Origin of the sequence: Cytobacillus sp. BC1816, from assembly GCF_051353635.1 — a bacterium.
Lineage (GTDB): Bacteria > Bacillota > Bacilli > Bacillales > Cytobacillaceae > Cytobacillus > Cytobacillus oceanisediminis_C.
Genome location: NZ_CP195611.1, coordinates 1 through 25,873 on the forward strand (window position 1 = coordinate 1; position 25,873 = coordinate 25,873).

At 44.4% G+C, this 25,873-nt stretch carries 16 protein-coding genes, 3 tRNA genes, 3 rRNA genes and 1 other annotated feature; of the genes, 19 read left to right on the plus strand and 3 right to left on the minus strand.

The window, feature by feature from the left end; genetic code table 11:
* The 13 genes from dnaA to rrf all read left to right on the plus strand — a co-directional run bounded on the left by dnaA (position 1) and on the right by rrf (position 16,118).
* On the plus strand, positions 1–1,347 hold the full coding sequence (gene dnaA / locus ACR42H_RS00005; protein WP_113885472.1) for a chromosomal replication initiator protein DnaA: 1,347 nt from the start codon (positions 1–3) through the stop codon (positions 1,345–1,347).
* 178 nt (positions 1,348–1,525) lie between these two features.
* Positions 1,526–2,662, plus strand: a complete 1,137-nt coding sequence (gene dnaN / locus ACR42H_RS00010) for a DNA polymerase III subunit beta (protein ID WP_436374364.1) — start codon at positions 1,526–1,528, stop codon at positions 2,660–2,662.
* Between the two features lie 397 nt (positions 2,663–3,059).
* A complete protein-coding gene (gene yaaA, locus ACR42H_RS00015; RefSeq protein ID WP_274578479.1) occupies positions 3,060–3,287 on the plus strand; it encodes a S4 domain-containing protein YaaA in 228 nt (75 codons plus the stop codon).
* A gap of 42 nt (positions 3,288–3,329) precedes the next feature.
* Complete coding sequence (gene recF / locus ACR42H_RS00020) at positions 3,330–4,448, plus strand: DNA replication/repair protein RecF (RefSeq protein WP_113885470.1); 1,119 nt, start codon at positions 3,330–3,332, stop codon at positions 4,446–4,448.
* A gap of 9 nt (positions 4,449–4,457) precedes the next feature.
* Positions 4,458–4,706 (plus strand): extracellular matrix regulator RemB, encoded by a 249-nt coding sequence (gene remB / locus ACR42H_RS00025; protein WP_009332494.1) that lies wholly within the window; start codon positions 4,458–4,460, stop codon positions 4,704–4,706.
* Positions 4,707–4,840: 134 nt separating this feature from the next.
* Positions 4,841–6,763 (plus strand): DNA topoisomerase (ATP-hydrolyzing) subunit B, encoded by a 1,923-nt coding sequence (gene gyrB, locus ACR42H_RS00030; protein WP_113885469.1) that lies wholly within the window; start codon positions 4,841–4,843, stop codon positions 6,761–6,763.
* Positions 6,764–6,993: 230 nt separating this feature from the next.
* Positions 6,994–9,519, plus strand: a complete 2,526-nt coding sequence (gyrA, locus tag ACR42H_RS00035; RefSeq protein ID WP_436374367.1) for a DNA gyrase subunit A — start codon at positions 6,994–6,996, stop codon at positions 9,517–9,519.
* Positions 9,520–9,609: 90 nt separating this feature from the next.
* Positions 9,610–10,689, plus strand: a complete 1,080-nt coding sequence (locus ACR42H_RS00040; protein WP_436374369.1) for an HD-GYP domain-containing protein — start codon at positions 9,610–9,612, stop codon at positions 10,687–10,689.
* Between the two features lie 340 nt (positions 10,690–11,029).
* A 16S ribosomal RNA gene (locus tag ACR42H_RS00045) occupies positions 11,030–12,579 on the plus strand.
* An 89-nt stretch (positions 12,580–12,668) separates the two neighbouring features.
* A tRNA-Ile gene (locus ACR42H_RS00050) sits at positions 12,669–12,745 on the plus strand.
* Positions 12,746–12,756: 11 nt separating this feature from the next.
* Positions 12,757–12,832, plus strand: a tRNA-Ala gene (locus ACR42H_RS00055).
* 158 nt (positions 12,833–12,990) lie between these two features.
* Positions 12,991–15,926, plus strand: a 23S ribosomal RNA gene (locus ACR42H_RS00060).
* A 75-nt stretch (positions 15,927–16,001) separates the two neighbouring features.
* Positions 16,002–16,118 (plus strand): 5S ribosomal RNA (rrf, locus tag ACR42H_RS00065).
* Together the 16S, 23S and 5S rRNA genes with 2 tRNA genes alongside form the textbook arrangement of a ribosomal RNA operon.
* 515 nt (positions 16,119–16,633) lie before the next feature.
* On the opposite strand, the gene ACR42H_RS00070 is transcribed toward rrf, so the two are convergent.
* Positions 16,634–17,593, minus strand: coding sequence for a YaaC family protein (locus tag ACR42H_RS00070; RefSeq protein ID WP_436374371.1), 960 nt, complete (start codon positions 17,591–17,593; stop codon positions 16,634–16,636).
* Positions 17,594–17,705: 112 nt separating this feature from the next.
* On the opposite strand from ACR42H_RS00070, the gene guaB reads away from it, so the two are divergent.
* The 6 genes from guaB to ACR42H_RS00100 all read left to right on the plus strand — a co-directional run bounded on the left by guaB (position 17,706) and on the right by ACR42H_RS00100 (position 24,241).
* Positions 17,706–19,169 carry an IMP dehydrogenase gene (guaB, locus tag ACR42H_RS00075; RefSeq protein ID WP_436374373.1) on the plus strand — a complete coding sequence of 488 codons (1,464 nt, stop codon included), beginning with the start codon at positions 17,706–17,708 and terminating at the stop codon, positions 19,167–19,169.
* A gap of 328 nt (positions 19,170–19,497) precedes the next feature.
* Positions 19,498–20,802 (plus strand): D-alanyl-D-alanine carboxypeptidase family protein, encoded by a 1,305-nt coding sequence (locus ACR42H_RS00080; protein ID WP_436376790.1) that lies wholly within the window; start codon positions 19,498–19,500, stop codon positions 20,800–20,802.
* A gap of 161 nt (positions 20,803–20,963) precedes the next feature.
* Positions 20,964–21,845, plus strand: a complete 882-nt coding sequence (gene pdxS, locus ACR42H_RS00085) for a pyridoxal 5'-phosphate synthase lyase subunit PdxS (RefSeq protein WP_009336764.1) — start codon at positions 20,964–20,966, stop codon at positions 21,843–21,845.
* A 12-nt stretch (positions 21,846–21,857) separates the two neighbouring features.
* On the plus strand, positions 21,858–22,445 hold the full coding sequence (pdxT, locus tag ACR42H_RS00090) for a pyridoxal 5'-phosphate synthase glutaminase subunit PdxT (protein ID WP_113885714.1): 588 nt from the start codon (positions 21,858–21,860) through the stop codon (positions 22,443–22,445).
* 61 nt (positions 22,446–22,506) lie between these two features.
* Positions 22,507–22,732: a binding site (T-box leader), on the plus strand.
* A gap of 50 nt (positions 22,733–22,782) precedes the next feature.
* The gene (serS, locus tag ACR42H_RS00095) at positions 22,783–24,060 is read left to right on the plus strand and encodes a serine--tRNA ligase (RefSeq protein WP_436374376.1); all 1,278 of its coding nucleotides are present in this window, start codon (positions 22,783–22,785) and stop codon (positions 24,058–24,060) included.
* 88 nt (positions 24,061–24,148) lie between these two features.
* Positions 24,149–24,241 (plus strand) — tRNA-Ser (locus ACR42H_RS00100).
* A 216-nt stretch (positions 24,242–24,457) separates the two neighbouring features.
* On the opposite strand, the gene ACR42H_RS00105 is transcribed toward ACR42H_RS00100, so the two are convergent.
* Together ACR42H_RS00105 and ACR42H_RS00110 are read right to left on the minus strand one after the other, a co-directional pair.
* Complete coding sequence (locus ACR42H_RS00105) at positions 24,458–25,126, minus strand: deoxynucleoside kinase (protein ID WP_113885712.1); 669 nt, start codon at positions 25,124–25,126, stop codon at positions 24,458–24,460.
* Positions 25,123–25,764, minus strand: a complete 642-nt coding sequence (locus ACR42H_RS00110; RefSeq protein WP_113885711.1) for a deoxynucleoside kinase — start codon at positions 25,762–25,764, stop codon at positions 25,123–25,125. Before ACR42H_RS00110 ends, ACR42H_RS00105 begins: the two co-directional genes overlap by 4 nt.
* Between the last annotated feature and the right edge of the window lie 109 nt (positions 25,765–25,873).

Here is a 25,873-nt window from a genome sequence, read left to right on the forward strand (position 1 = left end):
TTGGAAAACATTGCGGATCTTTGGAATAATGCTCTGTCCAATATCGAGAAGAAAATCAGCAAGCCAAGTTTTGACACATGGCTGAAATCGACAAAAGCGCATTCTCTGCAAGGAGACACTTTAGTCGTTAAGGCCCCTAATGAGTTTGCCCGCGACTGGCTTGAAGAGCGTTATTCCCAGCTGATCTCCGGAATTCTTTATGACATTACCGGTGAAGAATTAGGAGTAAAATTCATCATTCCGCAAAATCAAAGTGAAGAAGAAGTCGATCTTCCTCTTCCGCCGAAAAAGAAAAAGCCGGAGGAAGAACAGCCTGAACTGCCATTAACGATGCTAAATCCGAAGTATACATTCGACACTTTTGTCATCGGATCCGGAAACCGCTTCGCCCATGCAGCTTCACTTGCTGTAGCGGAGGCTCCGGCCAAGGCATACAATCCTTTATTTATTTACGGGGGAGTTGGACTCGGAAAAACTCACCTTATGCACGCAATCGGCCATTATGTATTAGATCATAATCCATCAGCTAAAGTTGTATACTTATCTTCCGAGAAATTTACAAATGAATTCATTAACTCGATCCGAGATAACAAAGCGGGGGATTTCCGCGATAAATATCGAAATGTGGATGTTCTTCTTATCGATGATATTCAGTTTTTGGCTGGAAAAGAACAGACACAGGAAGAATTTTTTCATACTTTTAATACATTGCATGAAGAAAGCAAGCAGATCATCATCTCAAGTGACCGTCCTCCAAAAGAAATTCCGACATTGGAAGACAGGCTTCGCTCCAGATTTGAATGGGGCCTTATTACAGATATAACTCCGCCGGACCTGGAAACGCGAATCGCGATTCTCCGCAAAAAGGCCAAAGCAGAGGGACTTGATATTCCTAATGAGGTTATGCTGTATATTGCCAATCAGATTGATTCCAACATCCGTGAGCTTGAGGGTGCCCTGATTCGTGTAGTAGCTTACTCCTCTTTAATAAATAAAGATATTAATGCTGATCTTGCAGCAGAAGCATTAAAGGATATTATTCCAAGCTCCAAACCGAAGGTCATTACGATCCTTGAAATTCAAAGGGTAGTTGGGGAACACTTTAATGTAAAGCTTGAGGATTTTAAGGCGAAGAAACGAACAAAGTCTGTTGCATTCCCCCGTCAGATTGCCATGTATCTCTCAAGGGAATTAACCGACTTTTCTCTTCCTAAAATAGGGGAGGAATTTGGCGGAAGGGACCATACGACCGTCATTCATGCCCATGAAAAAATCTCAAAGATGCTTCAGTCAGATTCACAATTTGAAAAGCAGCTGAAAGAAATCAATGAAATGCTCAAGGTATAATGTGTATAACTTGACCAAACTTACACACAGTCTGTCCACATGTGGATAGGCTGTGTTTCCTTTCAAAAAATACAGTTATCCACATACTAACAGGCCCTACTAGTACTTCTACTATTTTTTTATAAAAAATATATATATATTCAATACGCCATTAAAATATGCTTGGAGGATTTAAAAAATGAAATTTATAATCCAGCGCGACCGTTTGGTCCAAAGCGTCCAGGATGTTATGAAAGCTGTAACAAGCAGAACGACTATTCCCATCTTAACGGGGATTAAAATCGTCGCATCTGAAGAAGGGGTCACATTAACCGGAAGCGACTCTGATATTTCAATCGAATCATTTATACCTAAAGAAGAAGACGGAGATGAAATCGTCGAGATCAAACAGGCTGGTGCCATTGTGCTCCAAGCGAAGTTCTTCAGCGAAATCGTTAAAAAGCTTCCGACTGACAGTGTAGAAATCAGCGTGGAAAACCATTTGCAGACTGTCATCCGTTCAGGTAAATCCGAATTCAATCTTAATGGTCTGGATGCTGAGGAGTATCCTCACTTGCCTCAAATCGAGGAAGAGAATGTGTTTAAAATTCCTACAGACTTATTAAAAGCAATGGTTCGCCAAACGGTATTCGCAGTGTCCACCTCAGAAACACGCCCTATCTTGACAGGTGTAAACTGGAAGGTGGAAAACGGGACATTAACCTGTATTGCAACAGATAGTCATAGGCTGGCACTAAGAAAAGCGCAAATCGAAACAAATGCAAGCGAAAGCTACAATGTAGTTATTCCAGGAAAAAGCTTAAGTGAGTTAAGCAAAATTCTTGATGATAACAATGATTTAATCGATATCGTTATTACTGAAAACCAGGTTCTCTTTAAGGCAGAACATCTGCTGTTCTTCTCAAGACTGCTCGAAGGAAATTACCCGGATACATCCAGATTGATCCCTTCAGACAGCAAAACAGATGTTGTCGTTAATACAAAGGAATTCCTGCAGGCTATTGACCGTGCCTCTTTATTGGCGAAAGAAGGCCGAAACAATGTGGTCAAACTATCAACAATTGATGGCGGTGTAATTGAAATTTCATCCAACACTCCTGAAATTGGAAAAGTTGTCGAAGAAGTGCAGAGTAAATCCGTAGAAGGCGAAGAATTAAAAATCTCCTTTAGCGCGAAATTTATGATGGATGCCCTAAAAGCACTTGAAGGCTCTGAAATTACAATCAGCTTCACCGGCGCTATGAGACCATTTATCATCAAACCTTTAAACGATGAATCAATACTGCAATTGATCCTGCCAGTAAGAACGTATTAAGAAAAAAGCTGCCGGTTGTGCCGGCGGCTTACTTTTTTTTAGCTGTTATAAAATGGATAACCATTCTTTTATAACTAACTGATTGGGGTGAAGGTGCGAAACTCTGCGGGAGGCCCCCGGAAGCCCCGTGGATTCGCTGAGTGCCTGCAGCGGAAATCAACGGGCAAGGTTTAAACAGAAAAAAATTTGAAATGAATCTTTTGTTTATATAAAACGTTATCATTAGCTAAGATGCTGCCAGAATATTGGCCAATTGCATGGGAATAATGAAAATAACCAGCTGCAGGCGAGTTTTCTTTGTGTATCTGTGATTTATTTAGTAAAATAGAATATTAGATACCATTCTGAAATTGTTTTGCCAAAGTGCAGAAATCACTGCAGCACTTGAAGTCGGACAATGGGAAAGAGTGAAAATATGACGGAAATTCAAATTGATACAGAATATATTACGCTGGGCCAATTTTTAAAAGCCGCTGATGTGATTCAAACAGGCGGAATGGCCAAATGGTTCCTGAGTGAATACGAAGTCTTCGTCAATGGGGAACAGGATCAAAGACGGGGAAGAAAGCTAAGAACCGGGGATAAAATCGAAATTCCGGATGTGGGTGAATTTACGATCGTCTAGCCCGCTGTTCTCAGCGTTAAAATCTAAAAGGATGTAGCGTCTATGCATATAGAGCAGTTGCTATTAAAAAATTACCGGAATTACGAAGAGCTTGAAGTTAATTTCGAAAATAAAGTGAATGTAATTTTGGGAGAGAATGCCCAGGGAAAAACAAATGTCATGGAATCGATCTATGTCCTGGCCATGGCAAAGTCCCATCGGACATCAAATGACAAAGATCTTATTCGCTGGGATCAGGAATATGCTAAAATAGAAGGAAGGGTCCAAAAAAGGCAAGGATCCCTGCCCATGCAATTAGTCATCAGCAAAAAAGGCAAAAAAGCCAAATGCAATCATATAGAGCAGCAGAAATTAAGCCAGTATGTCGGCAATATGAATGTTGTGATGTTCGCGCCTGAAGATCTCCACCTTGTGAAAGGGAGCCCTCAAGTAAGGCGTCGTTTTATTGATATGGAGATTGGGCAGGTTTCACCTGTCTATTTGCATGATATCAGCCAGTATCAGAAAATCCTCCAGCAGCGCAACCACTACCTGAAAATGCTCCAGATCAAAAAGCAGACCGACCATACCATGCTTGAGATTTTAACTGAGCAATTCATTGAAATGGCTGCAAAGATTGTTTCTAAGCGTTACGAGTTCCTCAGACTCCTCGAAAATTGGGCACAGCCGATTCATGAAGGGATTTCAAGAGGGCTTGAGACCTTGAAAATTGAGTACAAGCCTTCTGCCGAGGTATCAGAAGAACAAGATTTGTCGAAAATGGTTAAAGTATACCAGGATAAATTTACAAAAGTGAAAAACAGGGAAATAGACCGCGGTGTCACCATGTTTGGACCGCATCGCGATGACCTGATTTTCCATGTGAATGGGCGGGATGTTCAAACATTCGGTTCACAGGGGCAGCAAAGAACGACAGCTCTGTCGGTTAAACTTGCCGAAATCGAACTGATCCATTCTGAAATTGGAGAATATCCCATTCTGCTGCTGGATGACGTCCTCTCGGAATTGGATGATTATCGCCAATCCCATTTATTGAATACCATTCAAGGGAAAGTACAGACGTTTGTCACTACTACGAGCGTTGATGGAATAGACCACCAGACACTTAAAGAAGCAGCAGCGTTCAGTGTTGAGGCAGGGAGAATCAAGAAGATTCAGTGAGGTGATCACATGTACATCCACATAGGTGAAGATGTGTTGGTCCGGGCAAGGGATATTGTCGCCATTATTGATAAAGAAACAGCCCTTGCTTCCGAGTATGCGGAAGAGCGTAAGGAGGACCTGGAGGAGTCAGTTGTGAACCTCGCAAAAGGTTCCTATAAATCTGTGGTTGTCACAACAGAAAAGATCTATTTTTCTCCGCTATCCTCAGGTACGTTAAAAAAACGATCCCATAAATTAAGTGTTCACGAATTTTAAAGAAATGCAGAACTGCCGGAGAACTTCCCTGATGGACCGAAAGGCAAGTCAGTGAAAACTACAGTTTGGCTCATCTTAAAGCCAGGCTTTTTTATAGATTAGTGAAATGGAAAGTGTAGGTGACCAATGTGGCAATGGAGCAAAAGGCAGTGCAGGAACAATCCTATGATGAGAATCAGATACAGGTACTGGAAGGTCTGGAAGCGGTTCGGAAGCGTCCGGGAATGTATATCGGTTCAACAAGTGCCAAAGGGCTTCACCATCTTGTTTGGGAAATAGTCGATAATAGTATTGATGAAGCACTGGCAGGCTACTGTTCTGAAATCAATGTGATTATCGAAAAGGATAATAGTATTACGGTAGTGGATAACGGACGCGGTATACCAGTCGGAATCCACGAAAAAATGGGACGCCCGGCAGTTGAAGTCATTATGACGGTTCTGCATGCAGGCGGTAAATTCGGAGGCGGAGGATACAAGGTTTCCGGAGGCCTGCATGGTGTGGGTGCTTCTGTAGTTAATGCTCTCTCGACTGTGCTGGAAGTATTTGTCCATCGTGATGGAAAGAAATATTATCAGAAGTTTGAGCGCGGAGTCCCTAGTGCCGATCTTGAAGTGATTGGGGAATCCGATGATACTGGAACAACTATCCATTTTAAGCCGGACAGTGAAATCTTCACTGAAACGCTTGAATATGATTATGAAACACTTGCAAATCGAATCCGTGAATTGGCATTCCTAAACAGAGGACTAAAAATCACGATTGAGGACCAACGTGAAGAAAACAAGAAAAATGAATATATGTACGAGGGCGGAATTAAATCGTACGTTGAGCATTTGAACAGAACGAAGGAAGTTCTTCATGAAGAGCCTATATACATTGATGGTGAACGGGAAGGCATCACTGTTGAAGTATCCATTCAGTATAATGATGGATTTACAAGCAATATCTATTCTTTTGCCAATAATATTCATACCTATGAAGGCGGAACGCATGAATCCGGCTTTAAAACAGCCTTAACAAGGGTTATCAACGACTATGCACGAAAGAATGGCGTCTTTAAAGAGAGTGACGCAAACCTTTCCGGTGAAGATGTCCGTGAAGGCTTAACGGCTATTGTATCCGTTAAACATCCTGATCCTCAGTTTGAAGGGCAGACGAAAACGAAGCTTGGAAACTCAGAGGTACGTGCAGCAACCGATACAATTTTCTCTGAAGCTCTTGAAAAATTTATGCTCGAAAATCCGACGGTAGCCAGAAAAATTGTCGAAAAAGGGCTTATGGCAGCAAGAGCAAGACTGGCAGCCAAAAAAGCAAGGGAGCTTACAAGAAGAAAGAGCGCACTTGAAGTATCCAGCCTGCCTGGTAAACTCGCTGACTGCTCTTCTAAAGATCCTTCTATAAGCGAAATTTATGTGGTTGAGGGAGACTCTGCAGGCGGATCTGCCAAGCAGGGGCGTGACCGTCATTTCCAGGCGATCCTTCCTCTTAGAGGGAAAATACTGAACGTAGAAAAAGCCCGCCTGGATAAAATTCTGTCCAATAATGAGGTCCGTGCGATTATTACCGCGATCGGAACCGGTATTGGCGAAGATTTTGATATCTCCAGGGCCCGTTATCATAAAATTGTTATCATGACGGATGCGGATGTCGATGGTGCACATATCCGCACGTTATTATTAACGTTCTTTTACCGTTATATGAGGCAGATTATTGAAGCTGGCTATATCTATATTGCCCAGCCGCCTCTTTACAAGATCCAGCAGGGCAAAAAGATTGAATATGCTTATAATGACCGCGAGCTGGATAAGATTCTTGGCGAACTTCCGAGCCAGCCTAAGCCGGGAATTCAGCGCTACAAGGGACTTGGGGAAATGAACCCGGGCCAGCTTTGGGAAACGACAATGAATCCGGAATCAAGAACCCTTCTCCAGGTTAATCTTGAGGATGCCATCGAAGCTGACGAAACGTTTGAAATCCTGATGGGTGACAAAGTAGAACCTCGCCGGAACTTTATCGAAGAAAATGCGGTTTATGTAAAGAATCTGGATATTTAATTGTAAAGGCAAACTTACAGCACAGGCCAAGCGCCCTCGCTCTCTTTCAGGATAGAGGTTCTCTATCCTGCTTTTACATAATTGGTTTATTCTTTTTATTTAATGCCCTAAGTTCGTCTAATTTATGAAAAAAGCAGGATCTGTATGGAAAGACCATGCAGGTTTCAGCTAAACGAAGTGACAAACGGATGACAGTTCATCCTGCGTCTCTTTAAAGGAGGTTCCTTTAAATGGCCGATACACCGAATTCTCAAGTAAAAGAAATTAATATTAGCCAGGAAATGCGTTCATCATTCCTGGACTATGCCATGAGTGTAATTGTTTCACGTGCCCTTCCGGACGTACGGGACGGTTTAAAGCCGGTTCACCGAAGAATCTTATATGCAATGCATGATTTAGGAATGCATTCTGATAAACCATTTAAAAAATCAGCCCGTATCGTTGGGGAAGTAATCGGTAAATATCACCCGCACGGTGACTCTGCAGTATATGACACGATGGTGCGTATGGCTCAGGATTTCAACTACCGCTATATGCTTGTTGAAGGACACGGGAACTTCGGTTCTGTTGATGGTGACGCTGCAGCTGCGATGCGTTATACTGAGGCCCGCATGTCCAAAATCTCTATGGAGCTTTTACGCGATATTAATAAAGATACGATTGATTACCAGGATAACTATGATGGTGCAGAGAAAGAACCAGTCGTAATGCCGGCACGTTTCCCAAATCTTCTCGTAAACGGAACGTCTGGAATTGCCGTTGGTATGGCGACCAATATTCCGCCTCATCAGCTTGGTGAAGTAATTGATGGAGTGCTTGCCATCAGCCAGGAGCCGGACCTCACTGTTCAGGAACTCATGGAAATCATTCCAGGTCCAGACTTCCCGACTGCCGGTCTCATTCTTGGGCGAAGCGGCATCCGCAAAGCTTACGAAACAGGCCGCGGTTCCATTACATTAAGGGCTCAAGTGGAAATTGAGCAGAAATCCAATGGAAAAGAAGTTATCATTGTAAATGAAATTCCTTACCAGGTGAATAAAGCTAAGCTGATTGAAAAAATTGCCGAACTGGTCCGGGATAAAAAAATTGATGGCATTACCGATCTGCGTGATGAATCAGATCGCAACGGTATGCGCATCGTAATCGAAGTCCGTAAAGATGCGAATGCCAATGTTCTGCTGAACAACCTTTATAAGCAGACAGCCCTGCAGACAAGCTTCGGTATAAACCTGCTTGCGCTTGTGGATGGCCAGCCTAAGGTTCTGAATCTAAAACAGTGTCTGCAGCATTATCTTGATCACCAAAAGGTCGTAATCCGACGCAGGACAGAATTCGAATTGAAAAAGGCAGAAGCCCGTGCACACATTTTGGAAGGGTTGAGGATTGCCCTTGATCATCTGGATGAAGTAATCAACCTTATCCGCAGTTCTCAGACAACGGAAATCGCACGTGAAGGCTTAATGACCAAGTTCAATCTTTCTGAAAAACAGGCTCAGGCGATCCTTGACATGCGTCTGCAGCGTTTGACTGGCTTAGAACGCGAAAAGATTGAAGATGAATATTCAGGCCTTGTCGCTTTAATTGCCGAATTAAAAGCCATTTTGGCTGATGAAGAAAAAGTATTGGAAATTATCCGAGAAGAATTAACCGAAGTAAAAGAGAGATTCAACGATAAACGCCGTACAGAAATAGTTTCCGGCGGCATCGAACAAATCGAAGACGAAGATCTAATCCCGCGTGAGAATATTGTCCTTACGTTAACTCATAAGGGTTATATCAAGCGTCTTCCTGTTTCGACTTACCGTGCCCAAAAACGCGGAGGCCGGGGAATTCAGGGAATGGGCACCAATGAGGATGACTTTGTTGAACACCTCATTACCACTTCCACACACGATACCATCCTTTTCTTTACGAACAAAGGAAAGGTGTATCGTGCTAAAGGATATGAAATACCTGAATTCAGCCGTACTGCGAAAGGAATTCCAATCATTAACCTTCTTGGAGTGGACAAAGATGAATGGGTAAATGCGATTATTCCTGTTGAAGAATTTGCCGATGACTGGTTCCTGTTCTTCACCACTAAACAAGGGATTTCCAAGCGGTCACCATTATCGTCCTTTGCCAATATCCGCAATAATGGCTTAATTGCTCTAAATCTGCGTGAAGATGATGAATTAATTTCGGTGCGTCTGACAGATGGCAGCAAGGAGATCATTATTGGAACCAGCCATGGCATGCTGATCCGATTCCCTGAAGAAGATGTTCGTTCAATGGGAAGAACTGCTACTGGTGTTAAAGGAATCAGCTTAAGTGCTGGAGATGAAGTTGTTGGAATGGAAGTCCTTGAGGATGACAGCCAGATTCTGATCGTAACCAAAAACGGTTATGGAAAACGCACTCCTGCCGGAGAATACCGTGTTCAGGGCAGAGGCGGTAAAGGAATCAAGACCTGCAACATCACAGATAAGAACGGAAGCCTCGTTTCCATGAAAGTTGTCACAGGAGAAGAAGACGTTATGCTTATTACAACAGGCGGCGTACTAATCCGAATGGCAGTGAACGATATTTCCACTATGGGAAGAAACACGCAAGGTGTCAGACTCATACGTATAAATGAAGATGCTGACGAAGCGGTATCCACTGTAGCAAAGGTTGAAAAAGAAGAGGAAAAAGATGAAGAAGAATTAACAAAGCCTCTAGAAGATGCCGATTCACTTCCTGAAGAAGAAGTAAATGGAGATAATAGCGAAGAATAAATTTTAAGGAACACAGATTTGTGTTCCTTTTTTTTGTCCAATTAATGTAAAATGGTATAAAAGACTCATTACATTTGGAGTGTGGAAGCGGTGCGTGTACCTATACAGGAATTAAGAGAGGGCTGTATTTTAACAGAGGATGTTTTCAGTTTGACGAATCGCCCTATTATCAGCAAAAAAACAGTGCTGACGAAGGAACTGCTGGATATTATGAAAATATTCCTGATTGATGAAGCGGAAGTTGAAACCACCATGATTAACGGAAAGCCTTTTGCTTCTGCAGGAAGCTTGGAAGAAGCTGAGGAACTGATAGAATCAAATGAATCAGGTTTTTTAAATACTTTCTTAACAGGCGTTCAACATTTCAAAAGAGAATTTGTGTCCTGGCAATCAGGTCTTCCGGTGGATATTGCAAACATAAGAAATATTATGATTCCGCTGCTTGAAAAAATCGAGAATAACCCCTCCGGAATCTTCTCCCTGCATCACCTATCTACGAATGAAGATTATTTATACCAGCATTCTGTAGCTGTGGGAATGATTAGTGCCTTTATAGGGAAAAAACTGAGTTTGAATAAGGGGGAAATTGTGCAGCTTGCCCTGGGAGGCTGTCTGGCAGATGCAGGCATGGCGAAGATAAACCCATCCATCCTGCATAAAAGCACTTCATTAAACTCGGAAGAATTTGAAGAAATTAAAAGGCATTCAACCCTTAGCTTTAAAATGGTTCAGAATATATCACTATTAAGAGAGAGCACAAAAATCGGCATTATCCAGCACCATGAGCGGCTGGATGGCAGCGGCTATCCGTTTGGAGAACAAAGCAGCAAAATTAATCAGGCTGGAAGAATCATTGCCGCAGCGGATGCATTTCATGCGATGACCTCCCAAAGACTCTACAGACGGAAACAATCTCCATTTAAAGTGCTTGAAATGCTGATTCAGGATAGCTTCGGCAAATATGATATCCCATCCATTCAAGCTCTGGGTTCCGGCATCATGAACTTTTCCATTGGCAGCATGGTGAAGCTCTCAGATGGCCAGACTGCAGAAATACTTTTTATAGAAGGTAAATCACCTACGAGACCGCTTGTGAAACTAGTAGAAACCGGCGAAATAATTCATTTAGAGAGAAACCGCCAGTTATATATTGATGAAGTATTAAAATGACTGCATACCGCGGTCTTTTTTTATTTGGCTCTGTTAAGGCTGGATCCTAAATACAACAGACAAATTTAACAGACCTTACTATTTGTAAAAAAGATATAGATTCTATTAAAAAGTGCTTGCAATTAATAGATAAGAGCTGGTATACTTATTCAAGTCAGCAAGAGATGAACATCATCATTTGATGAGATAAAAAAACTTGTTGACATTGATTATCAGAAATGATATATTAATTAAGTCGCCTCAAGCGGCGGATTGATCTTTGAAAACTGAACGAACAAAAACGTCAACGTTAAATCATTAGTCTTTTTTGAAAAGACAACTTATGAGCTTAATCAACTCTTATATGGAGAGTTTGATCCTGGCTCAGGACGAACGCTGGCGGCGTGCCTAATACATGCAAGTCGAGCGGACAGATGGGAGCTTGCTCCCTGAAGTCAGCGGCGGACGGGTGAGTAACACGTGGGCAACCTGCCTGTAAGACTGGGATAACTCCGGGAAACCGGGGCTAATACCGGATAATTCTTTCCCTCACATGAGGGAAAGCTGAAAGATGGTTTCGGCTATCACTTACAGATGGGCCCGCGGCGCATTAGCTAGTTGGTGAGGTAACGGCTCACCAAGGCAACGATGCGTAGCCGACCTGAGAGGGTGATCGGCCACACTGGGACTGAGACACGGCCCAGACTCCTACGGGAGGCAGCAGTAGGGAATCTTCCGCAATGGACGAAAGTCTGACGGAGCAACGCCGCGTGAGTGATGAAGGTTTTCGGATCGTAAAACTCTGTTGTTAGGGAAGAACAAGTACCGGAGTAACTGCCGGTACCTTGACGGTACCTAACCAGAAAGCCACGGCTAACTACGTGCCAGCAGCCGCGGTAATACGTAGGTGGCAAGCGTTGTCCGGAATTATTGGGCGTAAAGCGCGCGCAGGCGGTTCCTTAAGTCTGATGTGAAAGCCCCCGGCTCAACCGGGGAGGGTCATTGGAAACTGGGGAACTTGAGTGCAGAAGAGAAGAGTGGAATTCCACGTGTAGCGGTGAAATGCGTAGAGATGTGGAGGAACACCAGTGGCGAAGGCGACTCTTTGGTCTGTAACTGACGCTGAGGCGCGAAAGCGTGGGGAGCAAACAGGATTAGATACCCTGGTAGTCCACGCCGTAAACGATGAGTGCTAAGTGTTAGAGGGTTTCCGCCCTTTAGTGCTGCAGCAAACGCATTAAGCACTCCGCCTGGGGAGTACGGCCGCAAGGCTGAAACTCAAAGGAATTGACGGGGGCCCGCACAAGCGGTGGAGCATGTGGTTTAATTCGAAGCAACGCGAAGAACCTTACCAGGTCTTGACATCTCCTGACAACCCTAGAGATAGGGCGTTCCCCTTCGGGGGACAGGATGACAGGTGGTGCATGGTTGTCGTCAGCTCGTGTCGTGAGATGTTGGGTTAAGTCCCGCAACGAGCGCAACCCTTGATCTTAGTTGCCAGCATTCAGTTGGGCACTCTAAGGTGACTGCCGGTGACAAACCGGAGGAAGGTGGGGATGACGTCAAATCATCATGCCCCTTATGACCTGGGCTACACACGTGCTACAATGGATGGTACAAAGGGCTGCGAGACCGCGAGGTTAAGCGAATCCCATAAAACCATTCTCAGTTCGGATTGCAGGCTGCAACTCGCCTGCATGAAGCCGGAATCGCTAGTAATCGCGGATCAGCATGCCGCGGTGAATACGTTCCCGGGCCTTGTACACACCGCCCGTCACACCACGAGAGTTTGTAACACCCGAAGTCGGTGGGGTAACCTTTTGGAGCCAGCCGCCTAAGGTGGGACAGATGATTGGGGTGAAGTCGTAACAAGGTAGCCGTATCGGAAGGTGCGGCTGGATCACCTCCTTTCTAAGGATATTTACATGAGACGTGACGCGTTTTGTTCGTTCAGTTTTGAGAGTTCAATCTCTCATATTTTAATAATTTACCTATTATGTGGGCCTATAGCTCAGCTGGTTAGAGCGCACGCCTGATAAGCGTGAGGTCGATGGTTCGAGTCCATTTAGGCCCACCATCTCATATAATGGGGCCTTAGCTCAGCTGGGAGAGCGCCTGCTTTGCACGCAGGAGGTCAGCGGTTCGATCCCGCTAGGCTCCACCAACCATAACGATTTCATTCGTTTTTTTTGTTCCTTGAAAACTAGATAATGATTATGAAGAAGCAATAACCGAGTAATCGCCATTTTAGTAAATTCTCTCTATGTTAAATAGAGTAAAAAACCTTTGATCTTGTTCATCTTCGATGAACCTGTCAAATACGGTTAAGTTAGAAAGGGCGCACGGTGAATGCCTTGGCACTAGGAGCCGATGAAGGACGGTACTAACACCGATATGCTTCGGGGAGCTGTAAGTAAGCTTTGATCCGGAGATTTCCGAATGGGGAAACCCCCTATCCGTAATGGGATAGGATCTTTACCTGAATACATAGGGTATGGAAGGCAGACCCGGGGAACTGAAACATCTAAGTACCCGGAGGAAGAGAAAGCAAACGCGATTCCCTGAGTAGCGGCGAGCGAAACGGGATTAGCCCAAACCAGGAGGCTTGCCTCCTGGGGTTGTAGGACACTCTATACGGAGTTACAAAGGAACGAGGTAAATGAACAGGTCTGGAAAGGCCGGCCAGAGAAGGTAAAAGCCCTGTAGTTGAAACTTCGTTCCCTCCAGAGTGGATCCTGAGTACGGCGGGACACGAGAAATCCCGTCGGAAGCAGGGAGGACCATCTCCCAAGGCTAAATACTCCCTAGTGACCGATAGTGAACCAGTACCGTGAGGGAAAGGTGAAAAGCACCCCGGAAGGGGAGTGAAAGAGATCCTGAAACCGTGTGCCTACAAGTAGTTAGAGCCCGTTAATGGGTGATAGCGTGCCTTTTGTAGAATGAACCGGCGAGTTACGATTACATGCGAGGTTAAGTTGATGAGACGGAGCCGCAGCGAAAGCGAGTCTGAATAGGGCGAATGAGTATGTGGTCGTAGACCCGAAACCAGGTGATCTACCCATGTCCAGGGTGAAGTCCAGGTAACACTGGATGGAGGCCCGAACCCACGCACGTTGAAAAGTGCGGGGATGAGGTGTGGGTAGCGGAGAAATTCCAATCGAACTTGGAGATAGCTGGTTCTCTCCGAAATAGCTTTAGGGCTAGCCTCATGTAGTAAGAGTCTTGGAGGTAGAGCACTGTTTGGACTAGGGGCCCCCATCGGGTTACCGAATTCAGACAAACTCCGAATGCCAAAGACTTATCCATGGGAGTCAGACTGCGAGTGATAAGATCCGTAGTCAAGAGGGAAACAGCCCAGACCACCAGCTAAGGTCCCAAAGTATACGTTAAGTGGAAAAGGATGTGGAGTTGCTTAGACAACCAGGATGTTGGCTTAGAAGCAGCCACCATTTAAAGAGTGCGTAATAGCTCACTGGTCGAGTGACTCCGCGCCGAAAATGTACCGGGGCTAAACGTATCACCGAAGCTGTGGATTGACATCTTACGATGTCAGTGGTAGGAGAGCGTTCTAAGGGCGTTGAAGCGGGATCGCAAGGACCCGTGGAGCGCTTAGAAGTGAGAATGCCGGTATGAGTAGCGAAAGATGGGTGAGAATCCCATCCACCGAATGCCTAAGGTTTCCTGAGGAAGGCTCGTCCGCTCAGGGTTAGTCGGGACCTAAGCCGAGGCTGAAAAGCGTAGGCGATGGACAACAGGTTGATATTCCTGTACCACCTCTTTACCGTTTGAGCAATGGGGGGACGCAGGAGGATAGGGTAAGCGCGCTGCTGGATTAGCGCGTCCAAGCAGTTAGGCCGGTAACGAGGCAAATCCCGTTACCACATAGGCTGAGCTGTGACGGCGAGGGAAATTTAGTACCGAAGTTCCTGATTCCACACTGCCAAGAAAAGCCTCTAGCGAGGGAAAAGGTGCCCGTACCGCAAACCGACACAGGTAGGCGAGGAGAGAATCCTAAGGTGAGCGAGAGAACTCTCGTTAAGGAACTCGGCAAAATGACCCCGTAACTTCGGGAGAAGGGGTGCTCATTAGGGTGAATAGCCCTGATGAGCCGCAGTGAATAGGCCCAGGCGACTGTTTAGCAAAAACACAGGTCTCTGCGAAGCCGCAAGGCGAAGTATAGGGGCTGACGCCTGCCCGGTGCTGGAAGGTTAAGAGGAGAGGTTAGCGCAAGCGAAGCTTTGAATCGAAGCCCCAGTAAACGGCGGCCGTAACTATAACGGTCCTAAGGTAGCGAAATTCCTTGTCGGGTAAGTTCCGACCCGCACGAAAGGCGTAACGATCTGGGCACTGTCTCAACGAGAGACTCGGTGAAATTATAGTACCTGTGAAGATGCAGGTTACCCGCGACAGGACGGAAAGACCCCGTGGAGCTTTACTGTAGCCTGATATTGAATTTTGGTACAGCTTGTACAGGATAGGTAGGAGCCTGAGAAGCCGGAGCGCTAGCTTCGGTGGAGGCGTCGGTGGGATACTACCCTGGCTGTATTGAAATTCTAACCCGCGCCCCTTATCGGGGCGGGAGACAGTGTCAGGTGGGCAGTTTGACTGGGGCGGTCGCCTCCTAAAAAGTAACGGAGGCGCCCAAAGGTTCCCTCAGAATGGTTGGAAATCATTCGCAGAGTGTAAAGGCACAAGGGAGCTTGACTGCGAGACCTACAAGTCGAGCAGGGACGAAAGTCGGGCTTAGTGATCCGGTGGTTCCGCATGGAAGGGCCATCGCTCAACGGATAAAAGCTACCCCGGGGATAACAGGCTTATCTCCCCCAAGAGTCCACATCGACGGGGAGGTTTGGCACCTCGATGTCGGCTCATCGCATCCTGGGGCTGTAGTCGGTCCCAAGGGTTGGGCTGTTCGCCCATTAAAGCGGTACGCGAGCTGGGTTCAGAACGTCGTGAGACAGTTCGGTCCCTATCCGTCGTGGGCGCAGGAAATTTGAGAGGAGCTGTCCTTAGTACGAGAGGACCGGGATGGACGCACCGCTGGTGTACCAGTTGTCTTGCCAAAGGCATCGCTGGGTAGCTATGTGCGGAAGGGATAAGTGCTGAAAGCATCTAAGCATGAAGCCCCCCTCGAGATGAGATTTCCCATAGCGTCAAGCTAGTAAGATCCCTGAAAGATGATCAGGTTGATAGGTCAGAGGTGGAAGCGTGGCGACATGTGGAGCTGACTGATACTAATCGATCGAGGACTTAACCACATTGGTGAATTCTCGGCATATGCTTCTTCATGCATTATCTAGTTTTGAGGGAACGAAGTTTCTTCAACCAAATAGTCCGGTGGCGATAGCGAGAAGGTCACACCCGTTCCCATACCGAACACGGAAGTTAAGCTTCTCAGCGCCGATGGTAGTTGGGGGCTGTCCCCCTGTGAGAGTAGGACGCTGCCGGGCATATGAAAGAGCACCTGATGGGTGCTCTTTTTTCGTATGTTTGGATGATTTACCCTGAATGCTAATATGTTATTCGGGCTCTCCCTTTTAAGGGAATATATCTATATGTGTCACCCCGGCCAGCATATGCGTCACTTTTTCCATTTATGCTTCACCTCGGCCCCATATATGCACTGCTTTCACTCATATATGTCTCAGAATTGAGTTATATGCGCCACTCCTTATTTCACCGTCTGTTTTAAAAGTTCAATCCGTTCTCAGCAAAGATGAATTGTGACAAATTTGAGATAAACTTCAAAACATGCGAGATAAAGTCGAATTCCAGCTAGATAAAATCAAAATCCTGTTACATAAAATCCAATACATGCTAGCTCAAATCTGCTTTATGCCAGATGAGCCCTACCGAATGCGATAAATCTCCAGTCAACAAGTAAGCATCCTTCCACTCTGATCTCCCTAAAATGCCAGCTAAAAACACATGCACAAGACCGCGGTCACTATCATCTTCCAACTGCTTAATGTTTCTTATCAGCCAAATACTGATAAATCAGATATGGCCCCTTTGCGGATGTAATCTGTAGAAATGTTTGAATAAAAGGGTAGTCTTTATTCGGCATCATTTTGATGAGTTCGCTCCACCATTCTGTTTCGTAGCGGGCAATCATGCTTAAGTTATACAGCAGCAGGAAATGAATAAGAAGTTCAGGAAAATCAATCAGGCCGTCTTTAGCAAGCGGAAAGAAAAACTTTCCGGCATCAGGGCTGTATCTTAAGGGCTTATAATTATATGTATTCAAGTTTTTTGCAGAAAATTTTAGATCTAAATCCGCTGGCTCCTGGAAGCTAATATTAAAGTCTGATTTTGACTGCAGATATTCAACAAAGCGGGATTCGGTCATATGAAAGCGATCAAGGATCATTTTTGGCAAAATGAATACATCCTTTTCCAGCTCTGCTTCAAGAAAAGTAGCGCGGCCCTCTGTCTGGCTGTACAAATAATTAAGCTCGGGAATTTGGCCAAATAACTCTCCCATCGTTGTTTTTTCTCCTTCCAAATGTTTCATGTGGAACAATTTTTCTCCCATATAGGGGAAAAGCCCGCTTTTTTGAAATTTCACTTCGTCCTGAAAAAAGTTATATTGCTGCTTTTTTCTTTTCCGGGTGGAAACCCCGTGTGCCAAAACAGAAGTGGTTTCAGGATAATTAGGATCTACTGTCAGTATGCAGGCCTTCACAAGATGAACAAGTCCATAAAAAAAGAGAATCGGCTTGATAATTAATGGTGCCTTCTCTGCCTGCTCGTAGTATACTTGCCCGTGTTCTAGATAGTATATAAAAGGGTAACTGTTTTCATAGCTCTTTTGTTCAGCCTGATCCAGGTTTTGCCTTTGGTAGCATTTCTTTAAAAATTCCTGTGACGTGTTCGCAGAAAAGAAGTATAAAAAGGAGTTTTTAAGGTCAAATGAATGTATCACAGCGAAACCTCCGAATCTTTTGAAAAATCCAACATATTAATCCATCCTTGACAGTATTTTGTCCAATTGATAACCTACTAATAATATTTTCGAGTCCAGGAGGTCAAAAAAGATGTGGGAAACTAAGTTTGCAAAAGAAGGTTTAACTTTTGATGATGTTTTACTGGTTCCATCGAAATCAGAGGTGCTTCCTCGTGATGTCAGCCTCAAAGTAAATTTGACTGAAAAGATTGCACTCAACATTCCAGTAATCAGTGCCGGAATGGATACGGTAACTGAAGCTGAAATGGCGATCGCTATGGCGCGCCAGGGCGGGTTGGGGGTTATCCATAAGAACATGTCCATTGAACAGCAGGCTGATCAGGTGGATAAAGTAAAGCGTTCAGAAAGCGGCGTTATTACTGACCCATTCTTTCTAACTCCAGAACAGCAGGTATTTGATGCTGAGCATTTAATGGGCAAGTACCGGATTTCCGGTGTGCCAATCGTTAATAATAATGAGGAACAAAAGCTTGTCGGCATTCTGACTAACCGTGACCTCCGATTCATTCAGGACTATTCGATAAAAATTTCAGATGTGATGACAAAAGAAAATCTTGTAACAGCTCCAGTTGGAACCACATTGGATGAAGCAGAAAAAATTCTGCAGCAGCATAAAATTGAAAAATTGCCGCTAGTGGATGATGAAGGTGTTTTAAAAGGTTTAATTACCATTAAGGATATTGAAAAAGTAATTGAGTTTCCTAACTCGGCAAAAGATGAGCGCGGACGCCTGCTGGCAGGTGCAGCGGTCGGCGTAACCGGCGACACGATGAAGCGTGTTGAAATGCTTGTTAAATCACATGTGGATGTCATCGTAGTGGATACTGCACATGGGCATTCAAAAGGCGTGCTCGATACCGTACGCGAAATCAGGAACACTTATCCGGACCTGGCCATTATTGCCGGAAACGTTGCAACAGCCGAAGCGACAAAAGATTTGATTGAAGCTGGTGCTGATATCGTAAAAGTGGGAATCGGGCCTGGCTCCATTTGTACAACACGTGTTGTCGCAGGTGTTGGTGTACCACAGATCACAGCTGTTTATGATTGTGCAACTGAAGCACGCAAGCATGGCAAATCAATTATCGCTGATGGCGGAATCAAATATTCAGGAGATATCGTGAAAGCATTGGCGGCAGGCGGACATGCCGTTATGCTTGGAAGCCTTCTTGCTGGTGTTTCTGAAAGCCCTGGCGAAACGGAAATTTTCCAAGGACGCCGTTTCAAGGTATACAGAGGAATGGGTTCTGTTGCAGCCATGGAAAAAGGTTCAAAAGACCGTTACTTCCAGGAAGATAATAAAAAGTTTGTTCCAGAGGGAATCGAAGGGCGCATTGCTTATAAAGGGCCTTTAACCGATACCATCTACCAGCTTGTCGGCGGTATCCGTTCTGGAATGGGCTATTGCGGAACAAAGGATCTTCATGACCTTCGTGAAAATGCAAAATTTATTAAAATGACTGGCGCAGGCCTAAGAGAAAGCCATCCTCATGATGTGCAGATCACAAAAGAGGCGCCAAACTACTCGCTATAATTAATACAAAGCAGAAGAGGGAAACCTTTTCTGTTTTTTTTCGTCTCTGATAAGGATGATGGCAGTTTTTTAGCATCCTGCAGCGGAACCATAGCCAGTTTAACAGAGTCATTTTATTCAAAAAAACCCGGGAGTCTAACCTAGGAAAATACTAATGCATAACTATGGGCCAATCATGCCACAGGGCAGGCAGGAATAGGTAATTACTCTATCTATTCTTTGCACCAGAGTTATGATAAAATAACAAAAGTGTATTAAAACGTTGGAGGGCAGTAAATTGAAGAAAATATTTTACCGTAAGTCTATCGCTGGATTCCTTGCCTTGGTCATGATATTAGGTCTTTTACCTGGTATACATAAAGCTCATGCAGAAGATATCTTAAACATTAATGCAGATGCTGCTATTTTAGTAGATGCAGAGACCGGAAAAATTTTATATCAAAAAAATGCGGATAAAGTACTGGGCATTGCCAGTATGACTAAAATGATGACAGAATACCTGCTTCTTGAATCCATTGAAGAAGGCAAAGTAAAGTGGGACCAGGAATATGCAGTAAGTGAATACGTATGGAAAGTTTCACAGGATCGTAACCTATCAAATGTCCCATTAAGAAGAGACGGTAAATATAATATCCGTGAATTGTATGAAGCAATGGCGATTTACTCTGCAAATGGTGCAACCATCGCAATAGCAGAAACGATTGCCGGTTCAGAGACAAACTTTGTTAAAATGATGAACGAAAAAGCTGCAGAGCTTGGATTAAAGGATTATAAATTTGTCAATTCCAGCGGTTTAAACAACCGTGATTTAAAGGGATCTCCTCCTGCAGGCGGCCCTGAAGAAGAAAACGTGATGTCAGCAAAAGATACAGCGATGCTGGCCAAAGAATTGATTAACCGATTCCCTGAAGTATTGGAAACAGCAAGTACCCCTAGAAAGACGTTCAGAGAGGGTACGGATGATGAAATTAAAATGGAAAACTGGAACTGGATGCTTCCAGAGCTAGTATATGGCTATGAAGGTGCGGATGGCCTTAAAACAGGTACGACTGACTTTGCCGGATACTGCTTTACCGGTACAGCTATGAGAGATGGCAACCGCTACATCAGTGTTGTCATGAACGCTAAAGGTGCGAATGGTCAGGCTACTTACAAATCCAGATTCGATGAAACAAAGAAAATGTTCGACTTTGGTTTCAGCAACTTCACGAAAGAGGAAATCGTTCCTGCCAATTATCAGGTAAAGGGCCAGAAAACAGTGCCTGTTACAAAAGGTAAAGAGGACAAAGTAAAGATTTCTTCTAAAGATGCAATTGAAATGGTTGTAAGAAACGGGGAAAAAGAAAACTATAAGCCTGTTCTTGTCCTTGATAAAAAGAAATTAAATGAAAACGGTGAATTAACAGCTCCTATTAAAAAAGGAGAAAAAATCGGCTATCTAACGATTGAATCGAAAGAGGACGGGAAGATTGAGTTCTTGTCTGATAAAGGAAAAGGCAATATTCAAGTGGATGTCGTAGCAGCTGAAAGTGTTGAAAAAGCAAACTGGTTCGTGCTGACTATGCGCAGCATCGGCGGTTTCTTCGGGGATGTCTGGGGAAGTGTTTCCTCAACTGTAAAAGGTTGGTTTTAAGAAAAAGGGCTTTCCTGTCTTGACAGGAGCCCTTTTTCATTGCATATTTTCAATAGGGAAAATTCCGAGTAAAATAATCTATTTTCCTTTTTTTGAAAAATGATTTTTATCATAATATTTAACCCATCCAAAGCAGATGGTATTTACGAAGGGGGATAAACATGAAGACAGGTACAGATCGTGTTAAACGGGGAATGGCAGAAATGCAAAAAGGCGGCGTTATTATGGACGTTGTTAACGCCGAGCAGGCAAAAATCGCAGAAGAAGCTGGTGCAGTAGCAGTTATGGCACTTGAACGCGTTCCTTCTGATATCCGTGCAGCCGGCGGTGTGGCACGTATGGCAGATCCGCGTATTATGGAAGAAGTAATGGGTGCAGTTTCAATCCCGGTAATGGCAAAAGCGCGTATCGGCCATATTGTAGAAGCTCGTCTGCTTGAAGCGATGGGTGTCGATTACATAGATGAGAGTGAAGTTTTAACTCCTGCTGATGAAGAATACCATCTTAATAAAAGAGACTACACAGTTCCATTCGTTTGCGGATGCCGTGACTTAGGCGAAGCAGCACGCCGTATTGGTGAAGGTGCTTCCATGCTTCGCACAAAGGGTGAGCCTGGAACTGGAAACATCGTTGAAGCTGTCCGTCATATCCGCAAGGTGAATGCACAGGTGCGCAAGGTTGTCGGCATGAACGAAGATGAATTAATGACGGAAGCTAAGCTTCTGGGAGCGCCATATGAGCTTCTTTTGGAAATCAAGAGCCTTGGACGCCTTCCAGTCGTAAACTTCGCAGCAGGCGGCGTTGCAACACCTGCAGATGCAGCTCTAATGATGGAGCTTGGTGCTGATGGAGTATTCGTAGGATCAGGCATCTTCAAATCTGAAAATCCTGCGAAATTTGCACGTGCCATTGTGGAAGCAACTACACATTACCAGGATTACAAATTAATTGCTGAACTTTCAAAAGAACTAGGCACACCGATGAAGGGAATTGAAATTTCTTCATTGGCTCCTGAAGCTCGTATGCAGGAGCGCGGCTGGTAAGGAGAATTGAACATGATAAAGGTTGGAGTATTAGGGCTGCAGGGTGCGGTCAGAGAGCATGTTCTTTCTGTAGAAGCATGCGGCGCCGAAGCTGTAGTCATCAAACGCAAAGAGCAGCTTGATGAGGTTGACGGGCTTATCTTGCCTGGCGGAGAAAGCACGACCATGAGACGCTTGATTGATAAATATGATTTTATGGACAGCCTTAAGGAGTTTGCGCAATCAGGAAAGCCGATGTTCGGGACATGTGCAGGCTTAATTCTTCTTGCGAATAATATCATTGGCTATGATGAACCTCATATCGGTGTGATGGACGTCCATGTGGAAAGAAACTCATTTGGCCGCCAGCGCGAAAGCTTCGAGGCGGATCTTGATATTGCCGGAGTGGCAGAAGACTTTGCGGCTGTATTCATTCGTGCACCGCATATTGTGGAGGCAGGCGAGAATGTTGAAATCCTGGCCAAGCACAATGGCCGGATTGTGGCGGCACGCGAAGGCCGATTCCTAGGATGCTCATTCCATCCGGAACTAACGGATGACCATCGCCTGACAGGCTATTTCGTTGAAATGATCAAAGAGTCCAAGCAATTAACAATTTGAATATTTTGGTTGCAAATGGAACATAATTGTAGTACATTATGAATTACAAAATTCTTATAGCTTAAAAGCAATGAGAGGAACTAGTAACAGGAACTTTGTTCTAAAAGAGAGCCGGTGGCTGGTGAGAACCGGTGAATAAACCCTGTGAATCCATCCTCGAGCAAAGCATGGAACACCCGGTATTTTTCGGGTAAAGTAAATGCTTTCGGTTAAAACCGTTATTGATTTAAGGTGGAAAGCTCATGCTTTCAACTAGGGTGGCAACGCGGGTAACTCTCGTCCCTTTTCTGGGGACGGGAGTTTTTTGTGTTTAAACTATTATCTGGAGGTACTAAAAATGCTGGACATTAAGTTTTTAAGAGCCAATTTTGAAGAAGTGAAAAACAAGCTTCAGCACCGTGGAGAAGATTTAACCGATCTTGGAAAATTCGAAGATCTGGATGTCAAAAGACGTGAGCTGATTGTAGAAGCAGAACAGCTGAAGAGCAAAAGAAATGAAGTATCCCAGCAGGTGGCTGCCTTAAAGCGTGAAAAGCAGGATGCAGACCATTTAATCGCTGAAATGAGAGAAGTCGGCGATAAAATCAAAGCATTGGATGAGGAGCTCCGTACGGTCGAGGAAGAATTGGACCAATTGCTGCTGAGCATCCCGAACATTCCGCATGAAAGTGTGCCTGTCGGCGAAACAGAGGATGATAATGTAGAAATCCGCAAATGGGGAGAAGTCCGTGAATTTGATTTCGAGCCAAAGCCGCACTGGGATGTTGCGACCGATCTTGAACTCCTTGATTTCGAACGTGCCAGCAAAGTAACAGGCAGTCGCTTTGTATTCTACAAAGGCCTTGGTGCCCGCCTTGAGCGTGCCTTATTCAACTTCATGCTTGATTTGCACACAGACGAGCATGGCTATAAGGAGGTTCTTCCTCCGTACATGGTCAACCGTGCAAGTATGACAGGAACAGGACAGCTTCCGAAATTCGAGGAAGATGCATTCCTGATTGAAAGCGAAGATTATTTTCTGATTCCAACCGCTGAGGTGCCTATCACCAATATGCATAGGGAAGAGATTCTGAATGCAGATGAGCTTCCAATTAACTATGCGGCATTTAGTGCATGCTTCCGTTCTGAAGCGGGTTCTGCCGGCCGTGACACTCGCGGGCTGATCCGCCAGCACCAGTTCAACAAAGTCGAGCTTGTGAAATTTGTTAAGCCAGAAGAGTCTTATGATGAACTTGAAAAGCTGACAGGACACGCGGAAAAAGTGCTTCAGCTGCTTGGCCTTCCATACCGTGTGATGAGCATGTGTACAGGCGATCTTGGATTCACAGCTGCAAAGAAATACGATATCGAAGTTTGGATTCCAAGCTATAGTACGTATAGAGAAATTTCTTCTTGCAGTAACTTTGAAGGATTCCAGGCAAGACGTGCAAATATCCGCTTCCGCCGCGAGGCAAAAGGCAAGCCGGAGCATGTACACACCCTGAATGGATCTGGCCTTGCGATCGGCCGCACGGTGGCAGCTATTCTAGAAAATTATCAGCAGGCTGACGGAAGTGTCATCATTCCGGAAGTATTGCGTCCTTATATGGGCAATCGCGAAGTTATAAAGCCTTAATTGAAGAGCGGATTTTGATCCGCTCTTTTTTTATAAAAATAATGTTGACATGTCTATTTAGAAATGATATAGTATTTCTTGTCGATGCGGAGGAATACCCAAGTCTGGCTGAAGGGATCGGTCTTGAAAACCGACAGGCGGGTCAAACCGCGCAGGGGTTCGAATCCCCTTTCCTCCTCCATTTAATTGACATCTAACACGCGCATAAATATTGGAGATACATAAAACCGCTGATGATCAGCGGTTTTTTTGTTATATAATTTCTTCATTATGTGTGAAGTGACCGATAAAAATATTTTTTGGAGGACCGCGGAAAGAATTTCGTCAGCGGTCCTCATTTATACTGAGTATTCGGAGCCATATCAAAATAAAAGCAAAAAACCGCCTAAAGTGGCGGTTATTTTTTTAATAATTGAGTTTGTCTTAAAAAATAAGAAATGCGTTCCACAATCGGCTCAATGGATTGCTCATTCTGAATGATGTCGTAGTCATTGATATTTAGGCGCAGGACCGGGCATGCATTAAAGCTGTTAATCCAATTATCGTAGCGCTGGTGCATTTCTTCCCAGTAGGAAATAGGTGTCTGCTGCTCCATAGGACGGCCGCGCTCCTGGATGCGGGAAAGAATGTCATCAAGGGATCCTTCCAGATAAATAAGCAAATCAGGGTGCGGGAAATAAGGTGTCATCACCATCGCATCAAATAAGCTGGTGTAAGTTTCGTAATCTACCTTTGACATGGTTCCTTTTTCATAATGCATTTTCGCAAATATGCCGGTGTCTTCATAAATGGATCTGTCCTGAACAAAGCCGCCGCCATATTCGAAGATGCGCTTCTGGTCCTTGAACCGTTCCGCCAGGAAGTATACCTGCAGGTGGAAGCTCCAGCGGTTGAAATCTGCATAGAATTTATCAAGGTAAGGGTTCGTATCAACCTTTTCGAAAGAGGTTCGGAACCCCAGTGCGTCTGCAAGCGCATTGGTCATCGTTGATTTTCCGACTCCGACGGTTCCGGCAATCGTGATCACTGCGTTCGAAGGAATCTCGTATTTTTGCCTTAGATTCATAAGTGTATGCTCCTCTTTTTTAATGATGTCGACAATGTATCGAATATATGCATTAAGTCTGATTCATTTTTCACAAAATCCAGCTGATCTCCATTGAAACGGATCACTGGTATATCCGGGTGCTGCCTTTCGAACTCATTCATAGCCGTTTCATAATCAAGGGATAATTGCTCGAGATATAATGGGCTGATATTCTTTTCAATTTCACGGCCCCTCAGCTCGATTCGGTCGAGCAGTGTTTCAAGGCTTGCATTGAGATAGATAATGACATTTGGCTTTGGCATATCACCTGTCAGAATGTCATAGATCTTCAAATACTTCTGATATTCATTCTGATTTAACGTGCGCTGGGCAAAAATAAGATTCTTGAAAATATGATAATCAGCCACAACAGGCTTATTTTGAGCTAAGTAGTGATTGTTGATATCAACCAGCTGTTTATAGCGGTTGCAGAGGAAAAACATTTCAGTCTGAAAGCTCCATTCTTCAATGTTTTCATAGAATTTACCCAAAAAAGGATTTTCATCAACGATTTCTTTTAAAAGTGCATACTGAAATTTTTCAGAAATCGCTTTAGCGAGAGATGTTTTCCCAACGCCAATCGGCCCCTCTACTGTAATAAAAGGTATTCCCCCCATATTGATCGTCCTCCTGTATTGCTTATTTATCTATAGAAACCATTTATAGGTACGTTCCAAAATGACACAAAGCTTATTTTATCACAGTATGGAGTGGATGGGATATGGA

Coding starts and splice junctions, on each gene's coding strand:
- recF (WP_113885470.1), top strand. CDS start 3,330: ATGCATATAGAGCAGTTGCTATTAAAAAATTACCGGAATTACGAAGAG.
- pdxS (WP_009336764.1), top strand. CDS start 20,964: ATGAAGACAGGTACAGATCGTGTTAAACGGGGAATGGCAGAAATGCAA.
- ACR42H_RS00105 (WP_113885712.1), bottom strand. CDS start 25,126: ATGAATCTAAGGCAAAAATACGAGATTCCTTCGAACGCAGTGATCACG.
- gyrB (WP_113885469.1), top strand. CDS start 4,841: ATGGAGCAAAAGGCAGTGCAGGAACAATCCTATGATGAGAATCAGATA.
- gyrA (WP_436374367.1), top strand. CDS start 6,994: ATGGCCGATACACCGAATTCTCAAGTAAAAGAAATTAATATTAGCCAG.
- remB (WP_009332494.1), top strand. CDS start 4,458: ATGTACATCCACATAGGTGAAGATGTGTTGGTCCGGGCAAGGGATATT.
- ACR42H_RS00110 (WP_113885711.1), bottom strand. CDS start 25,764: ATGGGGGGAATACCTTTTATTACAGTAGAGGGGCCGATTGGCGTTGGG.
- guaB (WP_436374373.1), top strand. CDS start 17,706: ATGTGGGAAACTAAGTTTGCAAAAGAAGGTTTAACTTTTGATGATGTT.
- ACR42H_RS00080 (WP_436376790.1), top strand. CDS start 19,498: ATGATATTAGGTCTTTTACCTGGTATACATAAAGCTCATGCAGAAGAT.
- serS (WP_436374376.1), top strand. CDS start 22,783: ATGCTGGACATTAAGTTTTTAAGAGCCAATTTTGAAGAAGTGAAAAAC.
- yaaA (WP_274578479.1), top strand. CDS start 3,060: ATGGGAAAGAGTGAAAATATGACGGAAATTCAAATTGATACAGAATAT.
- dnaN (WP_436374364.1), top strand. CDS start 1,526: ATGAAATTTATAATCCAGCGCGACCGTTTGGTCCAAAGCGTCCAGGAT.
- pdxT (WP_113885714.1), top strand. CDS start 21,858: ATGATAAAGGTTGGAGTATTAGGGCTGCAGGGTGCGGTCAGAGAGCAT.